27 protein-coding genes are annotated in these 24,814 nt (G+C 70.9%); 13 read left to right on the forward strand and 14 right to left on the reverse strand.

The features are described from left to right. Window positions 1-17: 17 nt before the first annotated feature. From ACQPYZ_RS32000 to ACQPYZ_RS32015, 4 genes are all read right to left on the reverse strand, one after another. Window positions 18-1,220 (reverse strand): RNA polymerase sigma factor, encoded by a 1,203-nt coding sequence (locus tag ACQPYZ_RS32000; RefSeq protein ID WP_433162642.1) that lies wholly within the window; start codon window positions 1,218-1,220, stop codon window positions 18-20. Beyond that, window positions 1,217-1,588, reverse strand: coding sequence for a YciI family protein (locus tag ACQPYZ_RS32005; RefSeq protein WP_433162644.1), 372 nt, complete (start codon window positions 1,586-1,588; stop codon window positions 1,217-1,219). The genes ACQPYZ_RS32000 and ACQPYZ_RS32005 overlap by 4 nt, the downstream gene beginning before the upstream one ends. 119 nt (window positions 1,589-1,707) lie before the next feature. Further along, window positions 1,708-3,054, reverse strand: a complete 1,347-nt coding sequence (locus tag ACQPYZ_RS32010) for a sensor histidine kinase (RefSeq protein ID WP_433162645.1) — start codon at window positions 3,052-3,054, stop codon at window positions 1,708-1,710. Next, window positions 3,051-3,707, reverse strand: a complete 657-nt coding sequence (locus ACQPYZ_RS32015) for a response regulator transcription factor (protein WP_433162647.1) — start codon at window positions 3,705-3,707, stop codon at window positions 3,051-3,053. The genes ACQPYZ_RS32010 and ACQPYZ_RS32015 overlap by 4 nt, the downstream gene beginning before the upstream one ends. Before the next feature lie 116 nt (window positions 3,708-3,823). Here ACQPYZ_RS32015 and ACQPYZ_RS32020 point away from each other — a divergent pair, with 116 nt between their 5' ends. Genes ACQPYZ_RS32020 through ACQPYZ_RS32035 form a run of 4 tightly spaced genes read left to right on the forward strand, consistent with a single transcriptional unit; the run spans window position 3,824 to window position 7,261 of the window. Next, window positions 3,824-4,342 carry a hypothetical protein gene (locus tag ACQPYZ_RS32020; RefSeq protein ID WP_433162648.1) on the forward strand — a complete coding sequence of 173 codons (519 nt, stop codon included), beginning with the start codon at window positions 3,824-3,826 and terminating at the stop codon, window positions 4,340-4,342. Next, window positions 4,342-5,394, forward strand: a complete 1,053-nt coding sequence (locus ACQPYZ_RS32025) for a peptidoglycan-binding protein (protein WP_433162649.1) — start codon at window positions 4,342-4,344, stop codon at window positions 5,392-5,394. The genes ACQPYZ_RS32020 and ACQPYZ_RS32025 overlap by 1 nt, the downstream gene beginning before the upstream one ends. Further along, on the forward strand, window positions 5,391-6,056 hold the full coding sequence (locus tag ACQPYZ_RS32030; protein ID WP_433162651.1) for an ABC transporter ATP-binding protein: 666 nt from the start codon (window positions 5,391-5,393) through the stop codon (window positions 6,054-6,056). Before ACQPYZ_RS32025 ends, ACQPYZ_RS32030 begins: the two co-directional genes overlap by 4 nt. Next, window positions 6,053-7,261 carry an ABC transporter permease gene (locus ACQPYZ_RS32035; protein ID WP_433162652.1) on the forward strand — a complete coding sequence of 403 codons (1,209 nt, stop codon included), beginning with the start codon at window positions 6,053-6,055 and terminating at the stop codon, window positions 7,259-7,261. Before ACQPYZ_RS32030 ends, ACQPYZ_RS32035 begins: the two co-directional genes overlap by 4 nt. Window positions 7,262-7,315: 54 nt before the next feature. Here ACQPYZ_RS32035 and ACQPYZ_RS32040 read toward each other — a convergent pair whose 3' ends face one another. Then, entirely contained in the window at window positions 7,316-8,263 is a 948-nt protein-coding gene (locus ACQPYZ_RS32040) for a complex I subunit 1/NuoH family protein (protein WP_433162653.1), read from the reverse strand. Window positions 8,264-8,324: 61 nt separating this feature from the next. Between ACQPYZ_RS32040 and ACQPYZ_RS32045 the strand changes: the two genes are divergently transcribed. Next, window positions 8,325-9,521 carry an NAD(P)H-binding protein gene (locus ACQPYZ_RS32045; protein ID WP_433162655.1) on the forward strand — a complete coding sequence of 399 codons (1,197 nt, stop codon included), beginning with the start codon at window positions 8,325-8,327 and terminating at the stop codon, window positions 9,519-9,521. Here ACQPYZ_RS32045 and ACQPYZ_RS32050 read toward each other — a convergent pair. The 4 genes from ACQPYZ_RS32050 to ACQPYZ_RS32065 are packed head-to-tail and all read right to left on the reverse strand — an operon-like array spanning window position 9,497 to window position 12,573. Further along, on the reverse strand, window positions 9,497-10,426 hold the full coding sequence (locus ACQPYZ_RS32050) for a GNAT family N-acetyltransferase (protein ID WP_433162656.1): 930 nt from the start codon (window positions 10,424-10,426) through the stop codon (window positions 9,497-9,499). The genes ACQPYZ_RS32045 and ACQPYZ_RS32050 overlap by 25 nt on opposite strands. Next, window positions 10,423-11,148 carry an NADH-quinone oxidoreductase subunit C gene (locus ACQPYZ_RS32055; RefSeq protein ID WP_433162657.1) on the reverse strand — a complete coding sequence of 242 codons (726 nt, stop codon included), beginning with the start codon at window positions 11,146-11,148 and terminating at the stop codon, window positions 10,423-10,425. Before ACQPYZ_RS32055 ends, ACQPYZ_RS32050 begins: the two co-directional genes overlap by 4 nt. Further along, window positions 11,145-11,723: an NADH-quinone oxidoreductase subunit B gene (locus ACQPYZ_RS32060; RefSeq protein ID WP_433162658.1), complete on the reverse strand. Its 579-nt coding sequence runs from the start codon at window positions 11,721-11,723 to the stop codon at window positions 11,145-11,147. Before ACQPYZ_RS32060 ends, ACQPYZ_RS32055 begins: the two co-directional genes overlap by 4 nt. A gap of 4 nt (window positions 11,724-11,727) precedes the next feature. Next, window positions 11,728-12,573, reverse strand: a complete 846-nt coding sequence (locus ACQPYZ_RS32065) for an alpha/beta fold hydrolase (protein WP_433162659.1) — start codon at window positions 12,571-12,573, stop codon at window positions 11,728-11,730. Between the two features lie 83 nt (window positions 12,574-12,656). Between ACQPYZ_RS32065 and ACQPYZ_RS32070 the strand changes: the two genes are divergently transcribed. From ACQPYZ_RS32070 to ACQPYZ_RS32100, 7 genes are all read left to right on the forward strand, one after another. Then, on the forward strand, window positions 12,657-14,147 hold the full coding sequence (locus ACQPYZ_RS32070; RefSeq protein WP_433162660.1) for a purine-cytosine permease family protein: 1,491 nt from the start codon (window positions 12,657-12,659) through the stop codon (window positions 14,145-14,147). After that, complete coding sequence (locus ACQPYZ_RS32075; protein ID WP_433162662.1) at window positions 14,147-14,686, forward strand: cysteine hydrolase family protein; 540 nt, start codon at window positions 14,147-14,149, stop codon at window positions 14,684-14,686. Before ACQPYZ_RS32070 ends, ACQPYZ_RS32075 begins: the two co-directional genes overlap by 1 nt. A gap of 7 nt (window positions 14,687-14,693) precedes the next feature. Then, complete coding sequence (locus ACQPYZ_RS32080) at window positions 14,694-15,401, forward strand: GntR family transcriptional regulator (RefSeq protein ID WP_433162663.1); 708 nt, start codon at window positions 14,694-14,696, stop codon at window positions 15,399-15,401. 127 nt (window positions 15,402-15,528) lie between these two features. Beyond that, entirely contained in the window at window positions 15,529-15,747 is a 219-nt protein-coding gene (locus tag ACQPYZ_RS32085) for a hypothetical protein (protein WP_433162664.1), read from the forward strand. A gap of 213 nt (window positions 15,748-15,960) precedes the next feature. Then, on the forward strand, window positions 15,961-16,089 hold the full coding sequence (locus ACQPYZ_RS32090) for a hypothetical protein (RefSeq protein ID WP_433162665.1): 129 nt from the start codon (window positions 15,961-15,963) through the stop codon (window positions 16,087-16,089). A 21-nt stretch (window positions 16,090-16,110) separates the two neighbouring features. Further along, entirely contained in the window at window positions 16,111-16,275 is a 165-nt protein-coding gene (locus ACQPYZ_RS32095) for a hypothetical protein (protein WP_433162666.1), read from the forward strand. 116 nt (window positions 16,276-16,391) lie between these two features. Continuing rightward, a complete protein-coding gene (locus ACQPYZ_RS32100) occupies window positions 16,392-19,310 on the forward strand; it encodes a helix-turn-helix transcriptional regulator (RefSeq protein ID WP_433162667.1) in 2,919 nt (972 codons plus the stop codon). Window positions 19,311-19,538: 228 nt separating this feature from the next. Here ACQPYZ_RS32100 and ACQPYZ_RS32105 read toward each other — a convergent pair whose 3' ends face one another. The 3 genes from ACQPYZ_RS32105 to ACQPYZ_RS32115 all read right to left on the reverse strand — a co-directional run bounded on the left by ACQPYZ_RS32105 (window position 19,539) and on the right by ACQPYZ_RS32115 (window position 22,321). After that, on the reverse strand, window positions 19,539-19,775 hold the full coding sequence (locus ACQPYZ_RS32105) for a hypothetical protein (RefSeq protein WP_433162669.1): 237 nt from the start codon (window positions 19,773-19,775) through the stop codon (window positions 19,539-19,541). A 181-nt stretch (window positions 19,776-19,956) separates the two neighbouring features. Next, window positions 19,957-21,306, reverse strand: coding sequence for a serine hydrolase domain-containing protein (locus tag ACQPYZ_RS32110; protein WP_433162670.1), 1,350 nt, complete (start codon window positions 21,304-21,306; stop codon window positions 19,957-19,959). 4 nt (window positions 21,307-21,310) lie between these two features. Beyond that, window positions 21,311-22,321, reverse strand: coding sequence for a dipeptidase (locus tag ACQPYZ_RS32115; protein WP_433162672.1), 1,011 nt, complete (start codon window positions 22,319-22,321; stop codon window positions 21,311-21,313). Window positions 22,322-22,382: 61 nt separating this feature from the next. Between ACQPYZ_RS32115 and ACQPYZ_RS32120 the strand changes: the two genes are divergently transcribed. Continuing rightward, complete coding sequence (locus tag ACQPYZ_RS32120) at window positions 22,383-23,318, forward strand: ornithine cyclodeaminase family protein (RefSeq protein ID WP_433162673.1); 936 nt, start codon at window positions 22,383-22,385, stop codon at window positions 23,316-23,318. Window positions 23,319-23,366: 48 nt separating this feature from the next. Here ACQPYZ_RS32120 and ACQPYZ_RS32125 read toward each other — a convergent pair whose 3' ends face one another. Continuing rightward, window positions 23,367-23,723 carry an NADH-quinone oxidoreductase subunit A gene (locus ACQPYZ_RS32125; RefSeq protein ID WP_433162674.1) on the reverse strand — a complete coding sequence of 119 codons (357 nt, stop codon included), beginning with the start codon at window positions 23,721-23,723 and terminating at the stop codon, window positions 23,367-23,369. A gap of 10 nt (window positions 23,724-23,733) precedes the next feature. Further along, window positions 23,734-24,558: a hypothetical protein gene (locus ACQPYZ_RS32130; protein WP_433162676.1), complete on the reverse strand. Its 825-nt coding sequence runs from the start codon at window positions 24,556-24,558 to the stop codon at window positions 23,734-23,736. Window positions 24,559-24,814 lie beyond the last annotated feature (256 nt).

Raw genomic sequence — 24,814 nt, forward strand, 5'->3', positions numbered from 1 at the left:
TCAACCCGGGTGTGGGGTCAGAGGTTGGCCAGGCGGGCCTTCAGGTAGGTCTGTTCGGCTTGGTTGGCGGTGAGGGTTAGGGCTGTTTGGTAGGCGGTGCGGGCTTCCTCGGGGCGGTTGAGGCGGAGGAGGAGGTCGGCTCGGATGGCGTGGAAGAGGTAGTAGGAGCCGAGGTCGAGGTCGTCGATGACGTCGAGGGCGGCGGACGGGCCTTCGACTTCGGCGAGGGCGACGGCTCGGTTGAGGGCTACGACCGGGGTCGGGTCGAGGGTCAGGAGGTGGTTGTAGAGCTGGAGGATCTGGGGCCAGTCGGTGTCGGCGGCCGTGAGGGCATCCGTGTGTACGGCGTTGATCGCGGCCTGGAGCTGGTACGGACCAGGGTGGTTGCGGCGGAGGCAGCGGCGTACCAGCTCGTGGCCCTCCTCGACCAGGTGCCGGTCCCAGAGCGAGCGGTCCTGGTCGGCCAGGCGGGTCAGCGAGCCGTCGGGGCTGATGCGGGCGGCGCGGCGGGAGTGCTGGAGGAGCATGAGGGCGAGCAAACCGGCGGCCTCGGGTTCGTCGGGCATGAGGTCGACCAGGAGGCGGCCGAGGCGGATCGCCTCGGTGCAGAGGTCGTCGCGGACGAGGGTTTCGCCGGACGAGGCGGCGTACCCCTCGTTGAAGATCAGGTAGACGACGGCGAGGACGCCGCGGAGGCGCTCGGGCAGGTCCGCCTCGTACGGCACGCGGTACGGGATGCCGGCCGCCCGGATCTTCGCCTTCGCCCGGACCAGGCGCTGCGCCATCGTCGGCTCCGGGACCAGGAACGCGTGCGCGATCTCGGCCGTGGTCAGGCCGCCGAGCATGCGCAGCGTCAGCGCGACCCGGACGGTCAGCGCGAGCGCGGGGTGGCAGCAGGTGAAGATCAGCCGGAGGCGGTCGTCGTGCACGGCCCCCTCCTCGACTGGCTCGTCCTCGGCATGTAGCAGCGCCGCTTGCGTGTACTTGTCCTCGCGCACCGCCTCCCGCCGCAGCCGGTCGATCGCCCGGTTGCGCGCGGTCGTGATGATCCACCCCGCCGGGCTCGGCGGTACGCCGCTCGCCGGCCACTTCTCCACCGCCGTCGCGAACGCGTCCTGGACGGCGTCCTCGGCGATCTCGAGGTCCCCGAACACGCGCGTCAGGACGGCGACCGCACGCCCGTGCTCGGCCCGGAACACCCCCGCGATGTCAACACTCACGCGTGGCAGGACGGCTCGTCCGGCGACAGGACTGAGGGCCGGACCTCGATCGACAGCGGGCTGAGCACCTGCGCGAGCCGGCGCGCCCAGCCGAGCGCCGCATCCAGGTCCTCAACCTCGATGACGGTGAATCCACCGAGGTGTTCCTTGCCCTCGGTGAACGGCCCGTCGGTCACCAGCACGTCGCCCCCACCCGCCTTCACCACAGTCGCGGTCTCCGGCGGATGCAACCCGGCCGCGAACACCCAGACCCCGGCAGTCTTCATCTCCGCGTTCAGAGACCGCAACTCCCGCATGATCGGCTCGAGAAACTCCTCCGAGGGCGGCGGCCCGTCCGGCTGATAGATGCTGAGCAGGTACTGGTTCATAACCACCTCCAGGTAGGCGAGCTCTCACCACCTACACGAACCCCGCAGCCAAGAATCGACACCCGACCTCAGCCTAATTCCACCCCGGTCCCCGGAGCTCGCGTCCGTCGGCGGTTGTGCTAGGCGGGGGTGGTGGGGAGGGTGAGGGTGATTTGCAGGCCGCCGCCGGGGCGGGGGGTGGCGGTGACGGTGCCGGCGTGGGCTTCGGCAACCGAGCGGACGATGGAGAGGCCGAGGCCGGCGCCTTTGCCGCCGACGAGTCGTTCGGTGCCGAGGCGGTAGAAGGGTTTGAAGAGGGATTCGACTTCGTACGGCGGGATGTCGGGGCCGGTGTTGGTGACGACCAACTCGACGTGGTCGCCGGCCGTCCTGCTGACGACTCGCACCCACCGCTCCGCCGGAGTATCGGACGCCCGGCCCATCACAATCGACGATTCGTCGCGGTCGCCCGCTCGGTGACCCGGTTGCTGGTCGATTGTGATGGCCTGGCGGTCCGCGGCGGCGACATTGTGTCGGATGCCGTTCTCGACCAGGTTGTGGACGAGGCGCTCCAGCAGCAGCGCGTCGCCGGACGTGGGGGCGTCGCCGGGGGCGTGGTACAGGGCGACGCCGGCGGTGGCGGCTTCGGCTGACAACTGGCCGGCGACGTGGGTGACGATGTCGCCGAGGTTGACCGGGTAGACGGTGGTGAGCTGCTTCTCCGAGTCGGCCAGGATCAGCAGCCCGTCGATCAGTTGCTCGTGGCGGGCGTTGATCGTCAGCAGACTCTCGCCGAGTTCCTTCACGTCCGCGGACGCCGTACGGCGGTGCATCGCGACCTCGACCAACGCCCGTCCGAGCGTGAGCGGCGTCCGCAGCTCGTGGGAGGCGTTGGCCACGAACCGGCGCTGGCCGTCGAACGAGTGGTCGAGGCGTTCGACCATCGTGTCGAAGGCGTCGGCGAGGTTCTTCACCTCGTCGTCGGGGCCGCGCAGGGCGATCCGCTCGTGCAGGGCGGCCGGGGACGCGGCGATGCGTCGCGCGGTGTCGGTGACCCGGTGGAGCGGCGCCAGCACGCGCCCGGCGACCAGCCAGCCGAACCCGGCCGCCAGACCGCCGACGACGACCAGGGCGATGCTGCCTTGGGTGAGCAGCGACTTGATCGCCGCCTGCCGCACCTGCTCCCGCTGCTCCTGCACCGCTTGGTCCGCGGCCGGCCCGGTGAGTACGTCGCCGTCCTTGTTCAGCACGTAGACCTGGTTGGGCAACCGCGTTCGGGGTGCCCCCGGCGACGGTGTGGCTCCGTCGGCCGGTGGACTGAGGTGCGTCCCCTGCACCAGCACCCGGTAGCCACCGTTGAGGTTCTGGCTGAACAGCACGTAGGTCACACCCAGCAGCAGCACACCGGCGACCATGAACAGCCCGCCGTAGATCAGCGTCAGCCGGCCCCGCAACGTCAACCGCCCCCGCAGCGTCAGCCGCCTCATAGGATGCGGTACCCGACCCCGGTCACCGTCTCCACCAGCCCCGGCTCCCCCAGCTTCCGCCGTAGCTTCAGGATGGTCAGCCGAACCGCCCCGGTGAACGGATCCACGTGTTCGTCCCATGCCTTCTCCAGCAGTTGTTCGGCCGAGACGGTCGCGCCGTCGGCCCGCAGCAGTTCGGCCAGTACGGCGAACTCCTTCTTGGACAGCGGTACGTACCGCCCGTCCCGGAACACCTCGTGCCGCGCCGGGTCCAGGGTCACCCCGGCACGCCGCAGTACCGGCGGATCGGCCGGCCGGCTCCGGCGGCCCAGCGCGAGCACCCGGGCGGCCAGCTCGGCGAACGCGAACGGCTTGGTCAGGTAGTCGTCCGCCCCGAGCCCCAACCCGGCGACCCGGTCGGTGACCGCGGCCGCCGCCGTCAGCATGAGCACCCGCGTGGCCGACCCGGACTCGACCAGCCGCCGGCACACCTCGTCCCCGTGCACGACGGGGATGTCCCGGTCCAGCACGAGTACGTCGTACTCGTTCACCGTCAGCCGCTCGAGCGCGGCACCGCCGTCGCCGGCCACGTCGACCGCGTGGGAGTCGTCCCGCAACCACTCCGCGATCGCTGCCGCCAGCAACGGTTCGTCCTCGACCACCAGCACTCGCACGCACTCCATGATCCCCGACGCGCGTGTTTCCTCCGTGTTATCGGGTCCGGAAACGGTGGCGAAACGGTCCGCGGCCAAGGCTGGGGCGGCAGAAACACCGATCTCGAGGAGACGTGATGCGTAAGACCACTCTGGCCGCGGCGCTGCTGGCGACCGCCGTACTGCTGACCGGTTGCGGCTCGGAGGAGCCGGACAACCAGGTGGCTTCGGGGACCGGGGCGCAGGCGGAGGCGACCACGCCCAGCAGCGCGCCGGCGAGCATGAGCCGGGACGAGAAGGCGATCAAGTTCACCCAGTGCCTGCGGGAGCAGGGCCTCGACGTGCCGGACCCGGAGCCGGGCAAGGGACCGATGCTCAAGTTCAACCGCGAGTCGGGCGTCACCCAGGAGAAGGTCCAGCAGGCGATGGAGGCCTGCAAGGAGTTCAACCCGCAGGGTGAGAGCGGCCCGAACCCGCAGCAGGAGGAGAACGGCCGCAAGTTCGCCGCGTGCATGCGGGAGAACGGCGTGGAGAAGTTCCCGGACCCCGAGCCGGGTCAGCGCGGCATCATGGTCGGCCCGGGAGTCGGTGACGACCCGGACTTCAAGAAGGCGCAGGAGACCTGCCAGCCGATCATGGCCGGGAAGCAGAAGTGATGCGCCGAGCACTGACCGCTGTGGTCGTGCTGGCCGCCGGGGGCGCCGCGAGCGCGTTCCTGGTGAACCGGGGCGACACCAGCCAGGCAGCAGACCAGACCGCGGCCGCAGTACCCGTCAACACGACCAAAGTCGCGCAGCAGACACTCAAGGACACCGAGAGCGCCGACGGCGAGCTCGGCTTCGGTACGACATCCGCCGCGGTCAACCGCGCGGCCGGGACGATCACCGGCGTACCCGACAGCGGACAGGAGTTCCGCCGCGGCCACACCGTCTACAGCGTGGACAACAAGCCGACCACGCTGATGTACGGCGCTCTGCCGGCGTACCGGAAGCTCGTGGACGGCACGGAAGGGACTGACGTCCTGCAACTCGAGCAGAACCTCAGTGCGATGGGCTACACCGGGTTCACCGTCGACGACGAGTACACCGACGCCACGGCCGAGGCGGTCGCGGAGTGGCAGGAGGACCTCGGTCTGGAGGAGACAGGGGTCGTGGAGCTCGGCAGTGTGCTGTTCGCGCCCGGGCACATCCGGGTGGACAGCGTGCAGGCGGCGGAGGGCGCACCGATCGGCCCGAACCAGAACGTCCTCACCTACACCGGTACGACGAAGGCGGTGACCGTCCAGCTGGACGCCGCCGACCAGCGGCTCGCCAAGCCGAAGGCGAAGGTCGACGTCACCCTCCCGGACGGGGGCGTCGTGCCGGGCCGGGTGGAGAAGGTGTCGACGGTGATCATCCCGGCCGAGAGCGCGGAGAAGGACCCGGAGACGAAGGTCGAGGTCATCGTGGCCATCGACAACCAGAAGGCGGTGGCCGCGTGGTCGCTGGCCTCCGTCGACGTCACCTTCACCGCGTCCGAGCGGAAGAACGTGCTGACCGTCCCGGTGGCCGCGCTGGTCGCGCTCCGCGAGGGCGGGTTCGGCGTCGAGGTCGTCGACGGTACGGCGTCGCGGTACGTGCCGGTGAAGACCGGACTGTTCGCCGGCGGCCAGGTCGAGATCAGCGGCGCCGGGATCAAGGCGGGCACCGAGGTGGGGATCCCGAAGTGATCGAGCTGACCGAGGTGACGAAGGTGTACCCGGGCGGCGTCACCGCGCTCGGCGGCGTCAGCCTGCGGATCGACCGCGGCGAGCTGATCGCGATCGTCGGGCCGTCCGGCTCGGGCAAGTCGACGATGCTCAACGTCCTCGGCACGTTGGACCGGCCGACGTCGGGCACGGTCCGGATCGACCGGTACGACGTCGCGCGGTTGTCCGACTCGGGTCTGTCCGCGCTGCGGGCGACCCGGATCGGCTTCGTGTTCCAGCAGTTCCACCTCGCGTCCGGCGTACGCGCGCTGGACAACGTGGCCGACGGGCTCCTGTACTCCGGGCTGCGGCCGTCGGCCCGGAGGAAACGGGCGGCGACCGCGTTGCGACGGGTCGGCCTCGAGCACCGCATGGACCACGAACCGCATGAACTGTCCGGTGGCGAGCGGCAACGGGTCGCCGTCGCGCGGGCGGTCGCGGGCGAGCCCGCCGTACTGCTCGCCGACGAGCCGACGGGGGCCTTGGATTCGGCGTCGGGGGCCGGGGTGATGCAGTTGCTACGCGACCTCCACGCGAGCGGTACGACGGTCGTCATCATCACGCACGACCGGGACATCGCGGCGTCGCTCCCGCGCCAGGTCCGGATGCGCGACGGCCGCATTCTCGAGGAGGTGTTCGGATGACCGCGAGTCCTGAGCTGAAGCCGGCGAAACTGTGGCCGCGGGACGTGGTCCGGGTCGGGGCGATCGGGTTGCGGACGCGGCCGATGCGGGCGTTCCTGTCGGCGCTGGGGATCGCGATCGGGATCGCCGCGATGGTGGCCGTGGTCGGCATCTCGTCGTCCTCGCGGGCCGAGCTCGACGGCCAACTCGATGCCCTGGGCACCAACCTGCTGACGGTCGCGCCCGGCACCCGGCTGACCGGCGAACAGGCCCAGCTCCCGCTCACCGCGGAGGCGATGGTCGGCCGGATCGGCCCGGTCCTGGCGCAGTCGGCGGTCGGCCGGGTGGACGACGCGTCGGTGTACCGGAGCGACAAGATCCCGGAGGTCGAGACCAACGGCATCATCGCGTACGCCGCCCGGCCGAATCTCCTGGACACGATCGGCGGCGTCGTCCGCAGCGGGAAGTGGATCGACGCGGCGACCGGCCGCTACCCGGCGACCGTGCTCGGGGCGAGCGCCGCCGAGCGGCTCGGCGTCACGCGGGCGGGTCCGGACACGCAGGTGCTGATCGGCAACACGTGGTTCACCGTGCTCGGCATCCTCGAGCCGGCCGCGCTCGCGCCGGAGCTGGACAGCGCCGCCCTGATGGGGTGGCCGGCGGCCGACACCACGCTGGACTTCGACGGGCATCCGACCACGATCTACACGCGCTCGGACGACTCGCAGGTGGAGGCGGTCCGATCGGTGCTCGGGGCAACGGCCAACCCGGAGGCGCCCAACGAGGTGGACGTCTCCCGGCCGTCGGACGCGCTGGCCGCCAAACAGGCCGCCGGCGAAGCGTTCACCGGTCTCCTCCTCGGCCTGGGCGCGGTCGCGTTGCTCGTCGGCGGGGTCGGCGTCGCCAACATCATGGTGATCTCGGTGCTGGAACGCCGCGCCGAGATCGGGCTTCGCCGCTCCCTGGGCGCGACCCGGGGCCAGATCCGCACCCAGTTCCTGACCGAGTCGCTCCTGCTCTCCGCCCTGGGCGGCGCCGGCGGAGCCCTCCTCGGCTCCGCGGTCAGCGCCGCCTACGCGTCGTACCAGAACTGGCTGACGGTGATCCCGCTCTGGTCCCTGGCCGGTGGCGTGGCCGCCACGCTCGTCATCGGGGCCCTGGCCGGCCTTTACCCCGCCGTCCGGGCCTCCCGCCTCTCCCCCACCGAGGCCCTCGCCACGCCCTAACCCGATTCGGGGAGGATCTTCCCCCGATCCGGGGGCAAGATCCTCCCCGAACCGTCAGAAGACCGTGACGCCGATGCCGGTGAGGGCGAGTTGGAGGAGGGCGATCGGGACGAGCGCCTGCCAGGCGAGCCGCTGGAGTTGGTCGGCGCGGAGCCGGGGGAAGGAGACCCGGACCCAGATCACCACGACCGCGACGAAGGCGATCTTGACGATGGACCAGATCCAGCCGATCGAGTCCGGCCCGGGCCCGCTCCAGCCGCCGAGGAACAGCACGGTCGTGAGCCCGGCGAGGACGACGATCCCGGCGTACTCCGCGAGCAGGAACATCGCGAACCGCAGGCCGGTGTACTCCGTGTACGGCCCGAAGATCACCTCGGAGTCCGCGACCGGCATGTCGAACGGCGGCCGCTGGAGCTCGGCCAGCCCGGCGATGAAGAACACCACCAGCCCGGGCAGCTGCCAGAGCAACCACCACGGGTTCCACGCCTCGGCGATCCCGGTGAGGCTCAGCGTCCCGGCCGCGACCGCGACACTCGCCGCCGACAGCACGAACGGCAACTCGTAGCTCATCAACTGCGCCGCGACCCGCAGCCCGCCGAGCAGGCTGTACTTGTTCCCGCTCCCCCAGCCCGCCATCAGCGAGCCGAGGACGCCGATGCTCATCACCGCGAGCACGAAGAACAACCCGGAGTCGAGGTCCGCACCGACGATTCCCGGTGCCAGCGGGATCGCGGCGATCGCGGCCAGGTACGGCAGGATCGCGACGATCGGGGCCCACTCGAACACCCGCCGGTCCGCGGCGGCCGGGACCACGCTCTCCTTCTGCACGAACTTCACGCCGTCCGCGACCAGTTGCGCCCAGCCGTGGAACGCGCCCGCGTACATCGGGCCGAGTCGCGACTGCATGTGCGCCATCACCTTGTGCTCGGCCTGACCGACCAGCAAGGGCGCCACCAGGAAGGCGACGACCACGCCGACCACCCGCACCACGAACTCGACCATGACCGCACCCTACCGACTACCGCTTGACCTCAACCAACGTTGAGGTCACAGGGTGGGTCGCATGAATTCGCACAGCACCGTCCTTGTCATCGGAGCCACCGGCCGCGTCGGTCGCCATGTCGTCGCCGGGCTGCGGGCCGCCGGCGTTACCGTCCGCGCCTTGGTCCGTACGCCGGAGGTCGCCGGACTACCGCCGGACGTCGAGTTGGCCCAGGGTGACGTCTACGACCCGGACGCCGTACGACGGGCGGCGGACGGCGCGGACGCGGCGTTCCTGCTGTGGCCGTCGTTCAGCGCGGACGGCGCCGAGCCGGTCGTCGCGGCGTTGCCGAAGCGCGTGGTCTACCTGTCCGCCGTGACCACGAGTGGCGTGTGGGGTCACGTGGAGGAGCTGCTTGCCAAGAACGGGAGGGACTGGACCTACCTGAGACCGACCGGTTTCGCGGTCAACGCGCAGGCCTGGGCGGAGGACTTCCGGACCGGGGACACCGTCCGGCTGCCGTTCCCGGAGGCGGGTCGATCGCTGATCCACGAACGGGACATCGCGGCCGTCGCCGTACTCACGCTGCTCGACGACCGGCACGTGGGCGAGACGTACGTGCTGACAGGACCGGAGGTGCTCACGCAGGCCGAGCAGGTGCAGACGATCGCCCGGGCCGTCGGCAAGCCGATGCGGATCGAGGAGCAGTCGCCGGCCGAGGCCCGCCAGTCGATGCTCGATATGGGCGCTGACCCGGCCCTGGCCGACTCGTCGGTGACCTACTGGTCCTCGCTGGCCGACGACCCCGAACCGGTCACCACCACCGTCCCCCGGCTCACCGGACGTCCCGCCCGCACCTTCGCCGAGTGGGCCGAGGAACACGCCGACGAGTTCCGGGTCCTCTCCACCGCCGAGATCGCCGACCGGTACGTCGCCGCGCTGAGCGCCGGCCGGGTCGACGACGCGCTGGCGTTGGCCGCTCCCGACGCGGTCCGGGTCGCGCCGCTCGAAACCGACGGCGAGGAGGTCGAACTGCAGGGCACCGAGGCCGTGCTCGAGAACGCCCGACGACTGAGCGTCGACGTCGAGTACCTGGCCGTCGACCTCCTCGGCCCGTTCGTCCTCGACGACCACTTCGCCGTCCGCTTCACCTTCGACCAACGCAACACCCGCAGCGGCCGGCGCTACCGGACCACGAAGCTCTCCCTCTGCACCGTCGCCGACGGCCGCATCGTCCGGGAAGAGGTCTTCTACTACACCCCACCCAACGGCAACTGAACCCAGCCGCCGATGTCGTGGCGGCCGGCCTTCAGCGCGGCGCTGCGGGCGCCGGTGTTGGCGGCGTGGATGGTCCCGGTCAGGAGCCGGGTCTTGTCCGGAAGGGCCTGCGCCAGCAGGGCGGTGAGGTGCGGACCGTAGCCGTGACCGCGGTGGGCGGGCGTCAGGATGAGCTCCTGAACGACGTACGTCGGAAGCCCGGCCGTGTCCCCGCTGTCGAGGGTCGCCGACACGTAGCCGGCCCATTCGCCGTCGACGGTGACGTCGAACAACAGCCCGACGTCCGCGGCCTCCTGGAGATCGTCGCGGTCCTGCAGTGCGGCCTGTCCGGCGTGGGCCGGGTGGTCGGCGTCCATCGCGTCGTACGCCGTCTGCGCTTCGTCGTAGTGGTCGACCTTGGCGGCGGGCCGCAGAGCGAGGCCGGCGGGTACGTCGTGGGGCTGCAACTCACTGATCGGCGCGGAGAGGAACCGGCGGTCGGGGTGCGTGCCGCGGATGCGCGGCTCGGCGCTCCACAGGCGGAGGTAACGCGGGCGGTGGATGCCGTAGGCATCTAGTGCTGTGGCGGCCAGGGCGGTCAGGTCCTCGGTCCGGGGTGAGCGCGTCATCGGGGTGGCGTCGACGAACGGTTTCGTGGGGTCGAGGCCCTCGAAGCGCATGCTGAACATGGCGTGCAGGTCGCCGGCGGGGAGCCAGCGGTTGAGCATCGACTCGGCCGGCCGGCCCGGGGCGAAGCGCTCGGCGCGGGCGGTCGCGATCGCGAGATCCGTGGCCAGCAGTACGTCGACTTCGTCGTGCTGCTTGGTGAACGCCGCGAGCAGGGTCGCGTCATCCACCCAGGTCCGCAGCAGCCGGTGCTGACGTTCGAGGGTGTAGACGGCGAGCTCAGCAGCAGCCGGAATCACGACGGCTCGGCCGACGACGCCCCGTCCTCAGGCTTCGGTGGCGGCTCGGTTTGTTTGCGGGCTCGGCGTTCGCCGGCGGCTCGGCGGGGGCGGGCCGGAGTGGACGCCGCCTGTGCCGGCGCCAGCGGATCCGGATCAGGCGAACCCGGCGGGCGCGGCCCCCAGGTCTCCGGGTCCGGCACCCCGGGCGGCAGGGTCCGCCGGCGACTGGGCGCGCCGTGCGACGGCGCGTGGTCGGACTCCCCCGGCTCCTTCGCCCCCGGCCACGGCTTCGCGACCCGCGACGCGAGCACGAACTCCTTCCGCAACGGATTCCCCTCGAACCCGTCCGGCAACAACAACGGCACCAGGCCGGGGTGATCCGCGAAGACGATCCCGAACATCTCGGCCGTCTCCCGCTCGTGCCAGTTCGCCCCGGCGTACAGCTCCGACAGGGTCGCCAACTCGGGTTTCGCCCGCGGCACCAACGTCCGGACCAGCAGATGCTCGACGTGCGACCCGCCCCAGAAATCGGCCAGATGCGACACCACCCGGAACCCGTCGGTGAGCTCGTCGCTGGCCGTCAGGAAGTCGAAGAACGTCAACCCGACCGCGTCCCGCAGTACCTCGTGCGCGGCGACCCACGACTCCGCCGGTACGTCGATCGCCGCCGGGCCGAAGCTGTCCGCCTGGGTCGCGGCGATCCCCGCCTCGGTCAGCGCGTCGAGGGCGTCGGTGCTCACTGCGGCGGCCCCGGACGGGTCGGCGTCACCAGGTCCCGGGTCAGCGCGGCCGCGGACGGCTCGTCGTACCGGCTCGGCATGTTCTCGCCGGCGATCTTCTCCTGCAGTTTGAGGATGCCCTGCAGCAGCGCCTCCGGCCGCGGCGGGCAGCCGGGCACGTAGACGTCGACCGGGATGATCTGGTCGACGCCCTTGGTCACGCAGTACGAGTCCCAGTACGGGCCGCCCGAGTTCGAGCAGGAGCCGAACGAGATCACGTACTTCGGCTCCGGCATCTGGTCGTAGAGCCGCTTGATCGCCGGCGCCATCTTGTCCGTGACAGTGCCCGACACCACCATCAGGTCGGCCTGCCGGGGCCCCGGTGCGAACGGGATCACTCCCAGTCGGATGAAGTCGTGCCGGCCCATCGACGCGGCGATGAACTCGATCGCGCAGCAGGCGAGGCCGAAGTTGAACACCCAGAGGGAGTACTTCCGGCCCCAGTTCAGCAGGTACCGGACCGGCTCGGGCGCAAGCCGCGCCAACGCACCCACGTCCGGCCGCACGGTCGGCAACGGCAGCTCGGTCTGGGCCATGGGGTCAGCCTAGTCCGACAATCTCCTCGGCGAGGATCTCCGGGTACTCGAGCGGGGCGTAGTGGCCGACGCCGTCGACGTACCGGAGCCGTTCGTCGCTGAAGAAGTCGTCCAGCCGGTCCGACCACGCGCGCGGGAACAGCGGGTCGAACTCCGGCCACAGCACCACCGTCGGTACGGCGATCCGATCGTACGACGCCGGCGCCGTCTCGGCCGCCGACGTGGCGACCGAGCCCGCACCGGCCCGGTACCAGTTGATCGACGCCGTGAACGCACCCGGCCGCGAGTACACGTCGACCAGGTGATCCAGCTCGGGCTCGAAGCCGGGTCCGGACCAGTGCGTCCAGAAGTGCCCCAGGTACGACCGGACCGCGGCCGGCTTCCCGTCGATCAACTCCTCGATCACCGGCAACCGGTGGAACGCCTGGTACCAGAACTCCGCCTGGGCATGCTCGGAGAACACCCGCTTCCCGATCCCCGGCAACGGTGGCGCGAGCACCATGCCGCGGACCAGGTCGGGCCGGCTCCGCGCGATCCCCTGCGCGATCCGGCTGCCGATGTCGTACCCGGCGAGGACCGACTGGTCGAGCCCGAGCTCCTCGATCAGCCCGACAACGCTCCGTCCCTGCGCCGCGACGCCGTACTGCATGGGGTCCGCCGACGACCTGTCGGACTCGCCGAAGCCGCGGAGATCGGGCACCACCACGTCGAGTCCGCGCTCGACCAGCATCGGCGCCAGGATCCGGTAGTCGGTCCGGTCGCCCGGCCAGCCGTGCAGCAGTACGACGGCCGGTCCGTCCCCGTCCCGGTCGTACGCGAGCGAGAACCCGTCCACCGCGCTACTCCGCATGCTGCTCATTCTTGACCACCCGAACGGCCCGGGCCTACCGTGATTGGACAGGACTGGACAGGTTCATTCGGGTTGGAGACGGCATGGCCGATCAGCTTGAGGTGCGGGGACCGGAGACGCGGGCGCTCGCGGTGGAGAGCAACGGGCTGAACGTGATCGCGGACGAGGAGCGGAAGGGCCGGCCGAGGCAGCTGTTCTGGCCGTGGTTCGGGGCGAACGTCTCGGTGCTCGGCCTGAGCTACGGCGCGTTCGCGCTCGGGTTCGGCATCTCGTTCTGGCAGGCGCTGATCGCCGGCGTGGCCGGCATCGTGTTCTCGTTCCTGCTCTGCGGGCTGATCTCGCTGGCCGGCAAACGCGGTTCGGCACCGACGATGGTGCTCAGCCGGGCCGTGTTCGGTGTCCGCGGCAACAAACTCCCGTCACTGGTGTCCTGGCTGCTGACGGTCGGCTGGGAGACCGTGCTGACGATCCTGGCGACGCTCGCGACCGCGACCGTGTTCGAGCGCCTCGGCTGGGGCGGCGGCGCGACGACGAAGGTGATCGCGCTGATCGTGGTCGGCGTACTGATCGTCGCCTGCGGGGTGCTCGGGTTCGACCTGATCATGCGGGCGCAGGCGGTGATCACCATCGTCACCGGCGTACTCACGGTCGTCTACATCGTCCTGGTCGCCGACCGGATCAGCTGGAGCACGGTGTCCGACCTGCAGAGCGGGTCGAGCCAGCAGCTGATCGGTGCGCTGGTGTTCCTGATGACCGGCTTCGGCCTCGGCTGGGTCAACCTGGCGGCCGACTACTCGCGCTACCTGCCGCGGCAGTCGTCCAACGCCGGCGTGGTCGGCTGGACCACGTTCGGCGCGTCCGTCGCGCCGGTGATCCTCTTCGGCTTCGGTCTGCTGCTGGCGGGTTCGTCGACCAAGCTCAGCGAGGCGATCGCGGCCGACCCGATCGGCGCGCTCGCGGCCGCGCTACCGACCTGGTTCCTGGTGCCGTTCGTGATCGTCGCGGTGCTCGGTCTGGTCGGCGGCGCCGTACTCGACATCTACTCCTCCGGCCTCGCCCTGCTGTCGATCGGCCTGCCCGCGCCCCGGTACGTCGCCGCGTTCATCGACGGCCTGGTGATGATCGCGGGCACGATCTACGTGGTCTTCTACGGTGACGAGTTCCTCGGCGAGTTCCAGGGCTTCCTGATCACGCTCGGCGTACCGGTCGCGGCTTGGTGCGGCATCATGCTCGCCGACATCGCCACCCGCCGCCGCGACTACGCCGACACCGACCTCTACGACCCGCGCGGCCGGTACGGCGACGTCCGCTGGCTGCCCGTCGCCACGATGGTGGTTGCGACCGCCATCGGCTGGGGACTGGTCACGAACACGTTGGCCGGCTGGCTGACCTGGCAGGGCTACCTGCTCGACGTCGGCAGCTCCGAAGGCCTCTGGGGCTACCTGAACCTCGGCGGCAAGGAAGGCCCCTGGGCGTACGCGAACCTCGGGGTCCTGTTCGCGTTGGTCGCCGGCTTCGTGGTGCAACTGGTCGGCGGAAGGTCCGCCGTACGCAGGCAGGAAGAGGTGGGCTGATGGCTCCGGTACTCGCGCTGATCGACCTCCAGCGGATCTTCGCGGACCCGGACTCAGGCTGGGCCGCCCCGGACTTCCAGCGGGTGGTCAAGCCCACGAAGGAACTGATCGAGATCCTCTCCCCGCAGGTGGTCTTCACCCGGTTCGTCGCGCCCGAGAAACCCGTCGGTTCCTGGGCGACGTACTACGAGCTCTACCCGTTCGCCCTGCAGCCGCCGGAGTCGGACGACTACCAACTCGTCGACGAGTTCAAGGGCGCGCCGACGCTCGACAAGACCACCTTCGGTGCCTGGGGACCCGAGCTGGCCGAACGCGTCGGCACCGGCGGGCACCTGGTCCTGGCAGGCGTGACCACGGACTGCTGCGTGATCACGACGGCGTTGGCCGCGGTCGACGCCGGTGTCTACGTCCAGGTGGTCGAGGACGCGTGCGCCGGCGCGGACGACGTCAGCCACCAGAAGGCGATCGACATCATGCGGCTCTACTCGCCGATGCTGGAGATCGTCACCGTCGACCAGGTCCGCGCGCTCAACCAGTGAGCCGCCGATGCCCGACATCTCACTGAAGCACGAGCGCATCGCCGCCGTACTCGCCCGGGAGATCCGATCCGGCCTGGTACGGCGAGGCGCCCAGCTGCCCGGTGAGGTCGAGCTCGCCAAGCGGTTCTCGGTCAGCCGGAACACGGTCCGTTCGGCCCTCGCCGTACTCACCGAGGACGGGCTGATCACCACCCGGACCGGCAAGGGCTCGTTCGTGCTGTTCGACGGGCGGCCGCTGGACGGACGGCTCGGCTGGACGCATGCCCTGGCCGAGCAAGGCGTCGAGACCCGGATGCGGACTGTGCGGATCACCCTCGAGCAGGACGTGGTCTTGGCTTCGCGGCTCGGGCTCGAATCCCCGGACGTGGTCGTGATCGAACGGCTGCGGCAGCTCGCGGACGGTGAGGCGATCTCGCTCGAACGCAGCCGGATCCCTGCGCTCGCATCCCTTCGCGACCTGCCCGGCCGCGGTCTCGACCACGGCTCGATCGCCGCCACGCTGCACGGGGCCGGCCTGCACCTCGACCACTGCGAACAACGACTCCGCGGCCGCCCCCTGGATCCCGCCGAGGCCGCCTTGCTCGGCCGGGCGGAAGGCACGTGGTTCCTCCACACCGAACGCACGAGCTGGACCGCCGACAACCGCTTCGCCGAGTACGCCGAGAGCCTCCTCGACCCCGAACACTTCGAACTCAGCCTGTCCTACAGCACCTGACCCGCCCATCCCCCGCCCCCGGCTGTCGCACCGAGGCCCGCGTGGGGTGACTGCTTGCGGAGCGCCGCGTGAGATGGCTGGGGCGCGATCTAAGGCGCGGGTGGGGCAGGCCTAGGGAGTTGTGCCGATGTGGGGGTGGACCTCAGGCGAGCACTGTCGTGGCATCGACAAGCTCGCGGAGGAGATCATGCTCATCTACTCGACCAGCTCCGTCCAGGCAGAGGTCAAGTACCGCCAGGACCGGATCAAGCGGGACTTCCAGCGGCCGTTCTGGTTCCAGCGCAAGCCCAGGACGGTGGCGCCCGCACCCCGCAAGCCCGAACTACGGGCCCGTCCGGCGATGTGAGCGCAAGATCACCGCCTGACCCCCACCCACCAGCGCGGCCGGCTCCCAGCCGGCCGCGCTTCGTCGTGCGGGCGGCGCTTCTGAGGGTTCGGTCGGCCGCCTAGGGAGTTGTGGGGGTGGGGGATAGGGAGGAGTTCTGATGTGGGGGGCTACCTCAGGGGTGGAGATTGGGGGCATCGGCAGGGAGCCGAGGACACGACTGGAGGAGCAGCGATGTTCACGAACGAAGCGGTCAAGGCGGAGGTCGACTACCGCAGGGAGCGTCTCAGCCGCGACTTCCGGCAGCACCGGACCACGCGGTCGCGCCGGCACCTCGTCCACCTGTTCGGCCGGAAAGCCTGAGGGGAGGCAGACACCATGTTCATGACACCTGAATCGATCAAGGCGGAGACCGCCTACCGGCAGGAGCGGATCACCCGCGAGTTCCGCGCGGCCGCCCGTCGGAAGCGCGCGGAGGACACCGGGCGCACCGAGCGGACCGAGCCGCGGCACGCTCGCCGGGCTCTCCGACCCACCACCGCGGCATGACCGCCGAGACCGCCGTCCCTGACTCCGAAGTAACCGTCAGGGACGGCGTTTTCGTTGCTGCCACCGGCGCCCACCGGCAGGGCTGCCGTCGATTTGTGTCGGCTCCAGGGGCGAAGATGGACGACGTGCCCTGGACTTCGACACCTCTCGTCGGCCGCTCTGCCGAGATGGCCGCCCTGCTCAGCGCCGTCGACGACGCCAAGACGCGTCGCGCCGGCGCCGTTCTGCTGTCCGGTGACGCCGGCGTCGGCAAGACCCGGCTGCTCGACGAGGTGGCCACCGGCGCGCACGAACGCGGCTTCGGCGTCCTGGTCGGGCACTGCACCGACTTCGGCGACGCCGGCCTGCCGTACCTGCCGTTCTCCGAGATCTTCGGGCGGCTGTCCGGCGACCGGCCGGATCTGGTCGAGAGCGTGCTCACCAACTTCCCGGCGATCGGCCGACTGCTGCCCACCCACCGCCTGATCGGCGCCCAGCCCGTGCCGCAGGAGGCCCAGCTGGACCGGGCGGCCCTGTTCGACGCCGTGCTCGGCGCGTTCACCGCGCTGTCGACCAGCGAGCCGCTGCTGGTGATCATCGAGGACGCGCACTGGGCCGACGACTCGACCCGGGATCTGATCGGTTTCCTGATCACCCGGCTCACCGCCCAGCGGCTGGCGCTGGTCGTCTCCTACCGCAGCGACGACCTGCACCGCCGGCATCCGCTCCGCCGCCCGATCGCCGAGTGGTCCCGCAATCCGCGCGTACGCCGGGTCAACCTGCTGCCCCTGGACGCCGACGAGTCCCGCGTCCTGCTGGACTCGCTCGTCACCGAGCCGCTGCCGGAGTCCGAGGTACGGCGCATCCTCGAGCGCGCCGGCGGGAACGCGTTCTTCACCGAGGAGCTGGTCGCGGCCGCCTCGATGGGCGACGGCGACGTCGTCCCGCCGGATCTGGCCGACCTGCTCCTGGTCCGGCTCGATCCGCTGTCGGACGCGGCCCGGCAGGTCGCGCGGGTGATCGCGGTCGCGGGCCGCCGGGTCCCGCACGACCTGCTCACCGCGGTCGCCGGGCTCCCCGACCGCGAGCTCGACAACGCGCTGCGCGAGCTCATCGACGCCCACATCATCGACGTACCGGCCAACGATCGGTACTACTTCCGCCACGCGCTGCTGGCCGAGGCGGTGTACGACGACCTGTTGCCGGGCGAGCGTGTCCGGCAGCACTCGGCGTACGTGCAGGCGCTCAAGGACCAGACGGTCGCGGGGACGGCGGCCGAGCTGGCCGGGCACGCGACCCGCTCGCACAACCTGGCCGAGGCGTTCGAGGCCCGGGTCCGCGCCGGTGAGGAGGCCATCTCGGTCGCCGCGCCGCAGGAAGCGCTCAAGCACTACGAGCTGGCGATGGAGCTGTTCCCGAACCGGTCGCCCGAGAGCGGGATCGACAAGACGTGGCTGACCGTCGAGACCGCGACCGCCGCGACGCTGTCGTCGCAGCACCTGCGCGCGCTGAAGATCCTCCGCAAGGCGCTGGCCGAGCTGGCCGCGGACGCGCCTAAGCTGCAGCGGGCCCAGCTGCTGCTGCCGCTGGCCGACATCGCGCTGATCATCGACCAGGACCAAGAGGCGAACGAAGCGATCTCGCAGGCGCTCAAGCTGGTCAATGACGAGCCGGCCAGCGTGTTCAAGGCCCACGTCGCATCGCTGTACGCCCGGGTCTCGGACGCGCTCGGCCGGCCGGTGGACGCCGAGCGGTGGGCGTTGCGCGCGCTCGAGATCGCCCGTGAGGCCGGCCAGGAGTCGGCGATGGGCGACGCCGGGATCACCCTGGCCGTCCTCCGTCGCCGGGCCGGGGATCCGGTCGGCGCGGTCCGGCAGCTGGAGGAGGCCGCGGTCCGGGCGCAGCTGGCGGGCGACGCGGCGGCGGAGATCCGGAGCCGGTTCCTGCTCGGCTCGACGCACTACGAGCAGGGCGACCTGCAGAACGCGAAGGCGGCACTCGCGCTCGCGATGCGGCGGGCCGGGGAGCTCGGACGGCAGTGGGCGGCGTACGGGTTCGACGCGCGGCGGATGCTCGCGCTGACCCAGTTCGTCCTCGGTGAGTGGGACGACGCGGCGGCCACGGCGCGGACCGACTCGATGACCCCGAACGCGGCGTCGGCCGCGTTGCGCGCGGTGGAGTTCGCGGTCCGGAGCGGGCGCGGCGACACCGCGGTGGCGGAGGAGCTGGAGCGTCTGCGCAACTGGTGGGACCTCGACGTGATGCTGCCGATCATCGGGCTGCAACCGGCCGTCGCGGCCTACTGTCAGCTGGACCGGCCGACGGAGGCGGCGAAGCTGATCGCCGACGTGTCCACGCTGTGCGAGGACGTGTTCCAGAGCGAGTGGTTCATGGCGCGGATCCGGTTCTCGACGCTCGGGTTGCAGGTGTTGTGCCACCGGGCGGTGGGTGAGCCGTCCGCGGCCGCGGAGCTCGTGGCCAAGGGCTCGGAGCTGCTGACGGCCGGGCTCGCGACCGCCGAGAAGGGGCTGCCGCCCGGGCGGTTGATGGGTGTCGAAGGGCTGGCGTGGCTGGCGCGACTCGAGGCGGAGTGGGAGCGGCTGCGATGGCTGACCGGCATCGACCCGCCGACGCCCGAGGAGCACGTGTCCGCGTGGGAGCGGACAGTCGATGCGTTCGGGTACGGCTACGTCTACGAGCAGGCGTGGTCGCGGGTGCGGTTGTCGGCCGCGCTCCGGGCCGCGGGCCGGGTCGCAGAGGCGAACGAGCAGGTGGCGCTGGCCGCCGAGGTCGGGCGTGAGCTGGCGTCGAAGCCGCTGCTCGACGAGGTCGGTGGCGCGGAGGGCGGTGGCGGCGGGGCGACCAGCCTGACCTCCCGGGAGACCGAGGTGCTCGCGCTGCTCGCCGAAGGCCGGACGAACCGGCAGTTGGCGCGCGAGCTGTACATCAGCGAGAAGACGGTCAGCGTGCACGTCTCCAACATCCTGGCGAAGCTCGGTGTCCGCTCCCGCACCGAAGCCGCCGCGGTCGCCCGCCGCGACGGCCTCCTCGACTGAACCACCGCGAGGACCCCGCCGACTGGACGACCCGAGCCGGCGGCCGACCGCGCCCACTGCCGTCCGTAGGCCCGGCGGCTCGACCCGGGCAGGGCGCCGGGTCGGCCTGGGCCCATCCACCGGGTCGCTCACGTTCGGCGCTGTGCGTGTCCGCCGAACGCGAGCGATCGGTGTTTGGGCGGAACCCGGGTGTGGGGCCCGGGCGTTCTTGAGTTCTGCTACCGGCACTCAGCCGTGGCCGCGGCGGCGACCGGTGTCCTCCTCGGCCTGCCTGGCCCGTGCCGCGGCGCGGTCTCGCGCGCGGGCGATCTCGTCGTCGGAGAGGCCCGGCCGGCTACTCTCCGTCGGTCCGTCCAGCTGAGTGATGTCGTCGAAGACGTGCTGCGCGTGCCGCATTCTTGTCACGGCCAGTACCACGACTCCGGCCGCGACCAGCGCGATCACCACCCAGAGTTGCCACGACATAGCCTCACCGCCCTGTGTACACCCCGTGTCCCCGCGTGATCACCATAGCTGCGATCTCAGCGATTGGCGACGGGGTGTACGCATTCCGTTATGCCGGCGGCCGACTTCGTGACGTTCGTTGCCAAATGCAATCACAAAGGGTGATCGGGCAACGATTCGTCAGCCTGGAGGAAAACTACGCTCAGTCACCGCGAGGGGTCAGCCGGCCCCCGTGGAAGAGGTACGCCGCTCGCCCGCCGACCGGATCACGGAACGCGAGCACCTCGTGCACCCCACGCTCCGGCTCGGCCGCGATCAGCCGGGACTCGTCCAGCCCGACGAACCGCTTCCGCCGCGGCTCCGGCAGCACCGCCTTCGCCTCCTCGCTGACGGCCGCCTCCAGCGCCCAGACCTCGCCGTCCTCGACCGTGACCGCGACGCTCGTCAGCACCCCGTCGTACCGGCCGGTGACCAGGTCGGGCGAGATCGCGGCCGGCTCGGTCGGGGGCACCGGTCGCTTCGGCAGCTCGACCCCGGCGGTCTCCCGCAGGACGTGGCCGACGAGCTCGTCGTACAGGGCCGGGGAGTCGCCGCCGTTCGTCAGCAGAGCGACCGCGACGCCCTTGCCGGGGACCAGACGGAAGTACGCCGACTGCCCGATCGTGCCGCCGTCGTGGCCGTACAGCGGGCCGCCGTCGACGGTGAAGATCATCCAGCCGAGCCCCCACCGGTCGGCGAACCCGCCGATCGCGGGGACGTCGACCTGCGGCTCCCACAGGCTGTCGATCGCGGCCCGGTCGAGGAGGGTCGCGTCCAGGTAGGCGCGGCCGAAGCCGATCAGGTCGCGAGCGCTCATCGACAGCAACGCTCCCGCCGGCCCCATCGCGTGCACCAGGCTCCACTGCGGCGCGGCCCGCAACGGCGCCCCGGGCGTCGGCGAGACGTGCCCGAGCGCGGTCCGGTAGAGCAACGCCTCGTCCGGGATCGTCGCCACGTGCTCCAGCTCCAGCGGTACGGCGATGTGCTCGCGCAGCAGCTCGTGGTACGGCTTGCCCCGCAGCACCTCCGCGATCCGGCCGAGGATGACGAAGCCGGCGTTGTTGTACGAGAAGCCGGCACCCAGCGGCACCTCCTGGGCGAGTCCGGGGGCGACGTCGCGGACGTACAGCTCGACGCCGTCGTCCCCGCGCGAGGTCGGCGTGAAGGCGTCGCCGGAGAAGCCGCCGGTGTGGACCAGCAGGTGCCGGGGCGTGACCGCGGCCGCGACCTCCTCGTCCGCGAGCTTGAGCTCGGGCAGGTAGTCGCGCACCGGGCGGTCCAGGTCCACTTTGCCCTCGGCAACCAGTTGCATGATCAGCGTGGTCGTCCACAGCTTCGTGATCGAGCCGACCTGGAAGATCGCGTCGGTGGTCGCCTCGACGCCGGTGTTCAGGTTCAGCACGCCGGCCGCGGCCGCGCTCACCTCGCCGTCGGCGAGCACCGCGATCGACGCGGCCGGTACGTCGTACTTCCCGATCAGGCGGGCGAGGTTCTCGTCGAGCCAGGTCTGCACGGTCTCACTCCTTCGACAGGACGCGGATCAGGTTCTCGCCGAGGACCTTGCGGACGGTCGCTTCCGGCATCCCCCGGCGGAGCAGTGCCTCGGTGACCAGCGGCATGCCGGCCGGTCCCTCGAGGCCGGGGACGTACACCTCGGCGTCCAGGCCCTGCACGATCAGCGGACGGTCGCAGGCCGGGATCTTCTCCGCGAACACCTCCGCAACGAAGTCGCTGCCCAGCCCGACGTGGTCCTCGCCGGCGACGTCGACGACGTACTCGAGGTGGTCGGCCAGGTGGTCGATCGTCGGCTTCTCAGCGTCGGTCAGGAAGCCGGCGAAGAAGTTCACGCAGACGACGCCACCGGTCGCGGCAATGCCGCGGAGCTGCTCGTCGGTCAGGTTGCGGTGGTGCTCGCGGAGCGCGAACGCGCTGGAGTGCGAGGCGACGACCGGCTTGGTCGCCAGCTCGAGGATGTGCTCGACGCCGCCGCGGCCGACATGCGAGACGTCGATCAGTACGCCGAGCTCCTCGAGCAGGCCGACCGCCTCGACACCGGCGTGCGTGAGCCGGCTGCCGGCGGCGTCCTCACCCGACCCGTCACCGAGCGCGCTGCGGCCGAAGTGCGTGAACGACACCATCCGTACGCCGAGCCGGTGCAGGGTCTGCAGGAGCTCGAGGTCGTTGTCGATCTGCGGACAGCCTTCGAGCGCGAGGAGCAACGCGATCCGGTCACCGCGGCCGGCCAGGTCGGCGGGCGTCGTACAGAGCACGACCTCGTCGGGGTTGGCCTCGGCGACGCGGTGCGCGGCCTCGATCATCCGCAGCGTCTCGCGCAACGATCCTTCCGGGCGGAACTCGTCGTCGATGAACACCGGCAGCACCTGCACGTCGATGCCGCCCTGCCGCAACTGCGGGATCCAGCGGTCCCGGAAGTACTCCGCCCAGACCTCCTTCGGCCGCCGCGCGACCAGCATCAGCAGGTCGTTGTGCGCGTCCGCCACCACCGCATCCCGGTGCAGCTCGTCCATCAGCTCCCCTTAGCTCGGCGGGGTCCAGAGTGTCGGCGGGGTCCAGAGTAACGTCGGGGCGGTGAAGGTGTTCAGTGCTGAGGATGTCCGGCGGGCGGTGCCGATGGGTACGGCGATCGACGTCGTGCGGGACGCGTTCCGGGAGTTGGCCGCGGGGCACTTCGTGCTGCCGGCGCGGCAGATCTTCGGCGACGGTGCGGTGCTGGTGATGTCGGCGTACCACTCCCCGACCGGGACCGCGGTGGTGAAGAAAATCGGCATCGCGCTCGACCAGCTGCCGGCGATCCGGGCGACCGTGATCTGGACCGGCGGCGGCCGGCAACTCGTCGCGGACGGCATCTCGATCACGACCCTGCGGACCGGCGCTGTCGTCGGGGTCGCCACTGATCTGCTCGCTCCGGACGACGCGTCCCGGCTCACGCTCATCGGCACCGGCGCGCAGGCACCCGACCAGGTCCGCGCGGTCCTCGCCGTACGGCGTATCTCCGCGGTCACCGTCACCGGTCGCTCGGCCGACCGCGCGGCCGCCCTGAGCAAGACGCTGGCCGGCGAGTTCCCCGACGTGAAGTTCACCCCGAGTACGTCCATCGACGACGCGATCGCGGACGCCGACGTCATCTGCTGCGCGACCTCGTCGTCCACCCCGCTCTTCGACGCCGACGCCCTCCCGGACCGCGTCCACGTGAACGCCATCGGCGCCTTCCGCCCCACCATGCGCGAGCTCCCCCGCGAGCTGCTGGCCACGGCGTCGACTGTCCTGGTCGACCAGCGCGAAGCAGCCCTCGAGGAATCCGGCGAGATCATCGACGCAGTTCACGCCAAAGCAGTCACCAACCTGGTCGAACTCGGCCCGGCCCTCGCTCAACCACCCACCTCGACCGGCCGCACCGTCTTCAAGTCGGTCGGCGTCGGCGTCCAGGACTGGGCGATCGCCGCCGCGCTGGCAGGCGATGCGGACGCCCAGGCCATCACAACGCGGGCTGCCCGACAGGCCTGAGCGTGGCGGCGCCGAGCGCCGTCGATTGTGATGGCCTGGCGGTCCGCCTCAGGTCCAGCGGAGGACGCCCTTGCGGTAGGCGTAGAGGAGGCCGACCGCGACGAAGGCGAGGAAGATGAACATCTCGACCAGGGTGGCGAAGCCGAGGGCGGCGAAGATGGTCGCCCACGGGAACAGGTAGATCGCGTCCACGGCGAAGATCACGTAGAGGTAGGCGAACAGGTAGTACCGGATGTGGACCTGGGCCCAGCCCTCGCCGACCGGGTCGACGCCGGACTCGTACGTCTTGAGCTTGCCCTCGGTCGGATACGTGACGGTGAGCGCCTTGTTCAGCGCGAACGCGCCGATCAGTCCGAGCAGCCCGAGGACGACGACCGCCGCGATGACCCCATAGCTCTCGGACACGGGCAGAAGTCTAGTTCGTACACAGCATGATCGAGTCGACCGCGACGTACGGGCCGTAGCCGGACTTCACGTCGGTGACCTGCAGCCGGAGCCGGGTGACGCCGAGGATCTTGTGGTTCAGCCAGGTCTCGGTCTCCTGCTTCTGCAGTACCGACGTCATCGCCTTGGTGCCGTTGTGCAGCGACGTCCGCACGGTGCCGTCGGTCAGGTTGCCCAGCCAGTTCCGGACGTAGCTGCAGCCCGTCGAGTTCACGTCGCCCCAGACGTACCCACCCTTGTCCGCCAGCAGATCCGCCTCCGCCCGCCGCGGCCCCTCGGCCGGCGGGATGACGGTGAACTGCGGCCCGCGATTCCCGCCGGCGGCCAGCAGGCCCTTCCGGAAGATGCCGCGCCAGACGTAGTGCTTGAAGCTGATCATCGGCGAGACGGCCGCCGCGTACGGCGCCTGTGGGCCGACCGCGATCCGGTAGGTCCGGACCGATCCCGGCTGCACGGTCCTGATCGTGACGCTCGCCCCGGACGAGTACCCGTGGGCGACCTCCTGCCAGCGGCGGGCGGACGGGATCCACTGGTGCAGCGGGATCCGGGTGCCCGTCTTCGGCGCCGGCGACAGCGTGCCGACCACTGTGATCACGCCCTTCGTCGCGTCCGTCGTCCGGATGCTGTGGATCTTCGCCGTCCGCGCCGGCGCCGTCACCGATGCCGGTGCGACGGAGGCGGACGCCGTCCGGCCGAGACTGAGTGCGCTGTCCGCGGGCGCCACCGGGGCGGCGCATCCGGTCAGCGCGAGGGCCGACAGTCCGACGACGGAACGCAGCAGCGGGCGACGGCCCATGGGAACTCCAACCGGTGGATCACAGTGTGCCGACGCCACCCTGCCGGTTCCCGTTCCGGATCGCAAGCGCGCGGCTGCGGAGGGTGACGCCCTGGAGGTCTCACTTCTACCGCAGAGGTCCAGCACTCAACACCCGCGTCCCAGGCTGTGGACCACCGGGGCTTCCGCATGGTTCCGTACTAAGGGCGAACTAATATTGGGGTTATCGCCCTCAACTGGGGGGATCGACCGTCGTCCACGAAACGGCCGGCCGACC

Origin of the sequence: Kribbella sp. CA-247076, assembly GCF_050942445.1 — a bacterium.
Taxonomy (GTDB): domain Bacteria; phylum Actinomycetota; class Actinomycetes; order Propionibacteriales; family Kribbellaceae; genus Kribbella.

Coding starts and splice junctions, on each gene's coding strand:
- ACQPYZ_RS32005 (WP_433162644.1), bottom strand. CDS start 1,588: ATGAACCAGTACCTGCTCAGCATCTATCAGCCGGACGGGCCGCCGCCC.
- ACQPYZ_RS32010 (WP_433162645.1), bottom strand. CDS start 3,054: ATGAGGCGGCTGACGCTGCGGGGGCGGTTGACGTTGCGGGGCCGGCTG.
- ACQPYZ_RS32020 (WP_433162648.1), top strand. CDS start 3,824: ATGCGTAAGACCACTCTGGCCGCGGCGCTGCTGGCGACCGCCGTACTG.
- ACQPYZ_RS32025 (WP_433162649.1), top strand. CDS start 4,342: ATGCGCCGAGCACTGACCGCTGTGGTCGTGCTGGCCGCCGGGGGCGCC.
- ACQPYZ_RS32035 (WP_433162652.1), top strand. CDS start 6,053: ATGACCGCGAGTCCTGAGCTGAAGCCGGCGAAACTGTGGCCGCGGGAC.
- ACQPYZ_RS32040 (WP_433162653.1), bottom strand. CDS start 8,263: ATGGTCGAGTTCGTGGTGCGGGTGGTCGGCGTGGTCGTCGCCTTCCTG.
- ACQPYZ_RS32045 (WP_433162655.1), top strand. CDS start 8,325: ATGAATTCGCACAGCACCGTCCTTGTCATCGGAGCCACCGGCCGCGTC.
- ACQPYZ_RS32060 (WP_433162658.1), bottom strand. CDS start 11,723: ATGGCCCAGACCGAGCTGCCGTTGCCGACCGTGCGGCCGGACGTGGGT.
- ACQPYZ_RS32065 (WP_433162659.1), bottom strand. CDS start 12,573: ATGCGGAGTAGCGCGGTGGACGGGTTCTCGCTCGCGTACGACCGGGAC.
- ACQPYZ_RS32070 (WP_433162660.1), top strand. CDS start 12,657: ATGGCCGATCAGCTTGAGGTGCGGGGACCGGAGACGCGGGCGCTCGCG.
- ACQPYZ_RS32075 (WP_433162662.1), top strand. CDS start 14,147: ATGGCTCCGGTACTCGCGCTGATCGACCTCCAGCGGATCTTCGCGGAC.
- ACQPYZ_RS32080 (WP_433162663.1), top strand. CDS start 14,694: ATGCCCGACATCTCACTGAAGCACGAGCGCATCGCCGCCGTACTCGCC.
- ACQPYZ_RS32085 (WP_433162664.1), top strand. CDS start 15,529: ATGTGGGGGTGGACCTCAGGCGAGCACTGTCGTGGCATCGACAAGCTC.
- ACQPYZ_RS32090 (WP_433162665.1), top strand. CDS start 15,961: ATGTTCACGAACGAAGCGGTCAAGGCGGAGGTCGACTACCGCAGGGAG.
- ACQPYZ_RS32095 (WP_433162666.1), top strand. CDS start 16,111: ATGACACCTGAATCGATCAAGGCGGAGACCGCCTACCGGCAGGAGCGG.
- ACQPYZ_RS32100 (WP_433162667.1), top strand. CDS start 16,392: ATGGACGACGTGCCCTGGACTTCGACACCTCTCGTCGGCCGCTCTGCC.
- ACQPYZ_RS32105 (WP_433162669.1), bottom strand. CDS start 19,775: ATGTCGTGGCAACTCTGGGTGGTGATCGCGCTGGTCGCGGCCGGAGTC.
- ACQPYZ_RS32115 (WP_433162672.1), bottom strand. CDS start 22,321: ATGGACGAGCTGCACCGGGATGCGGTGGTGGCGGACGCGCACAACGAC.
- ACQPYZ_RS32130 (WP_433162676.1), bottom strand. CDS start 24,558: ATGGGCCGTCGCCCGCTGCTGCGTTCCGTCGTCGGACTGTCGGCCCTC.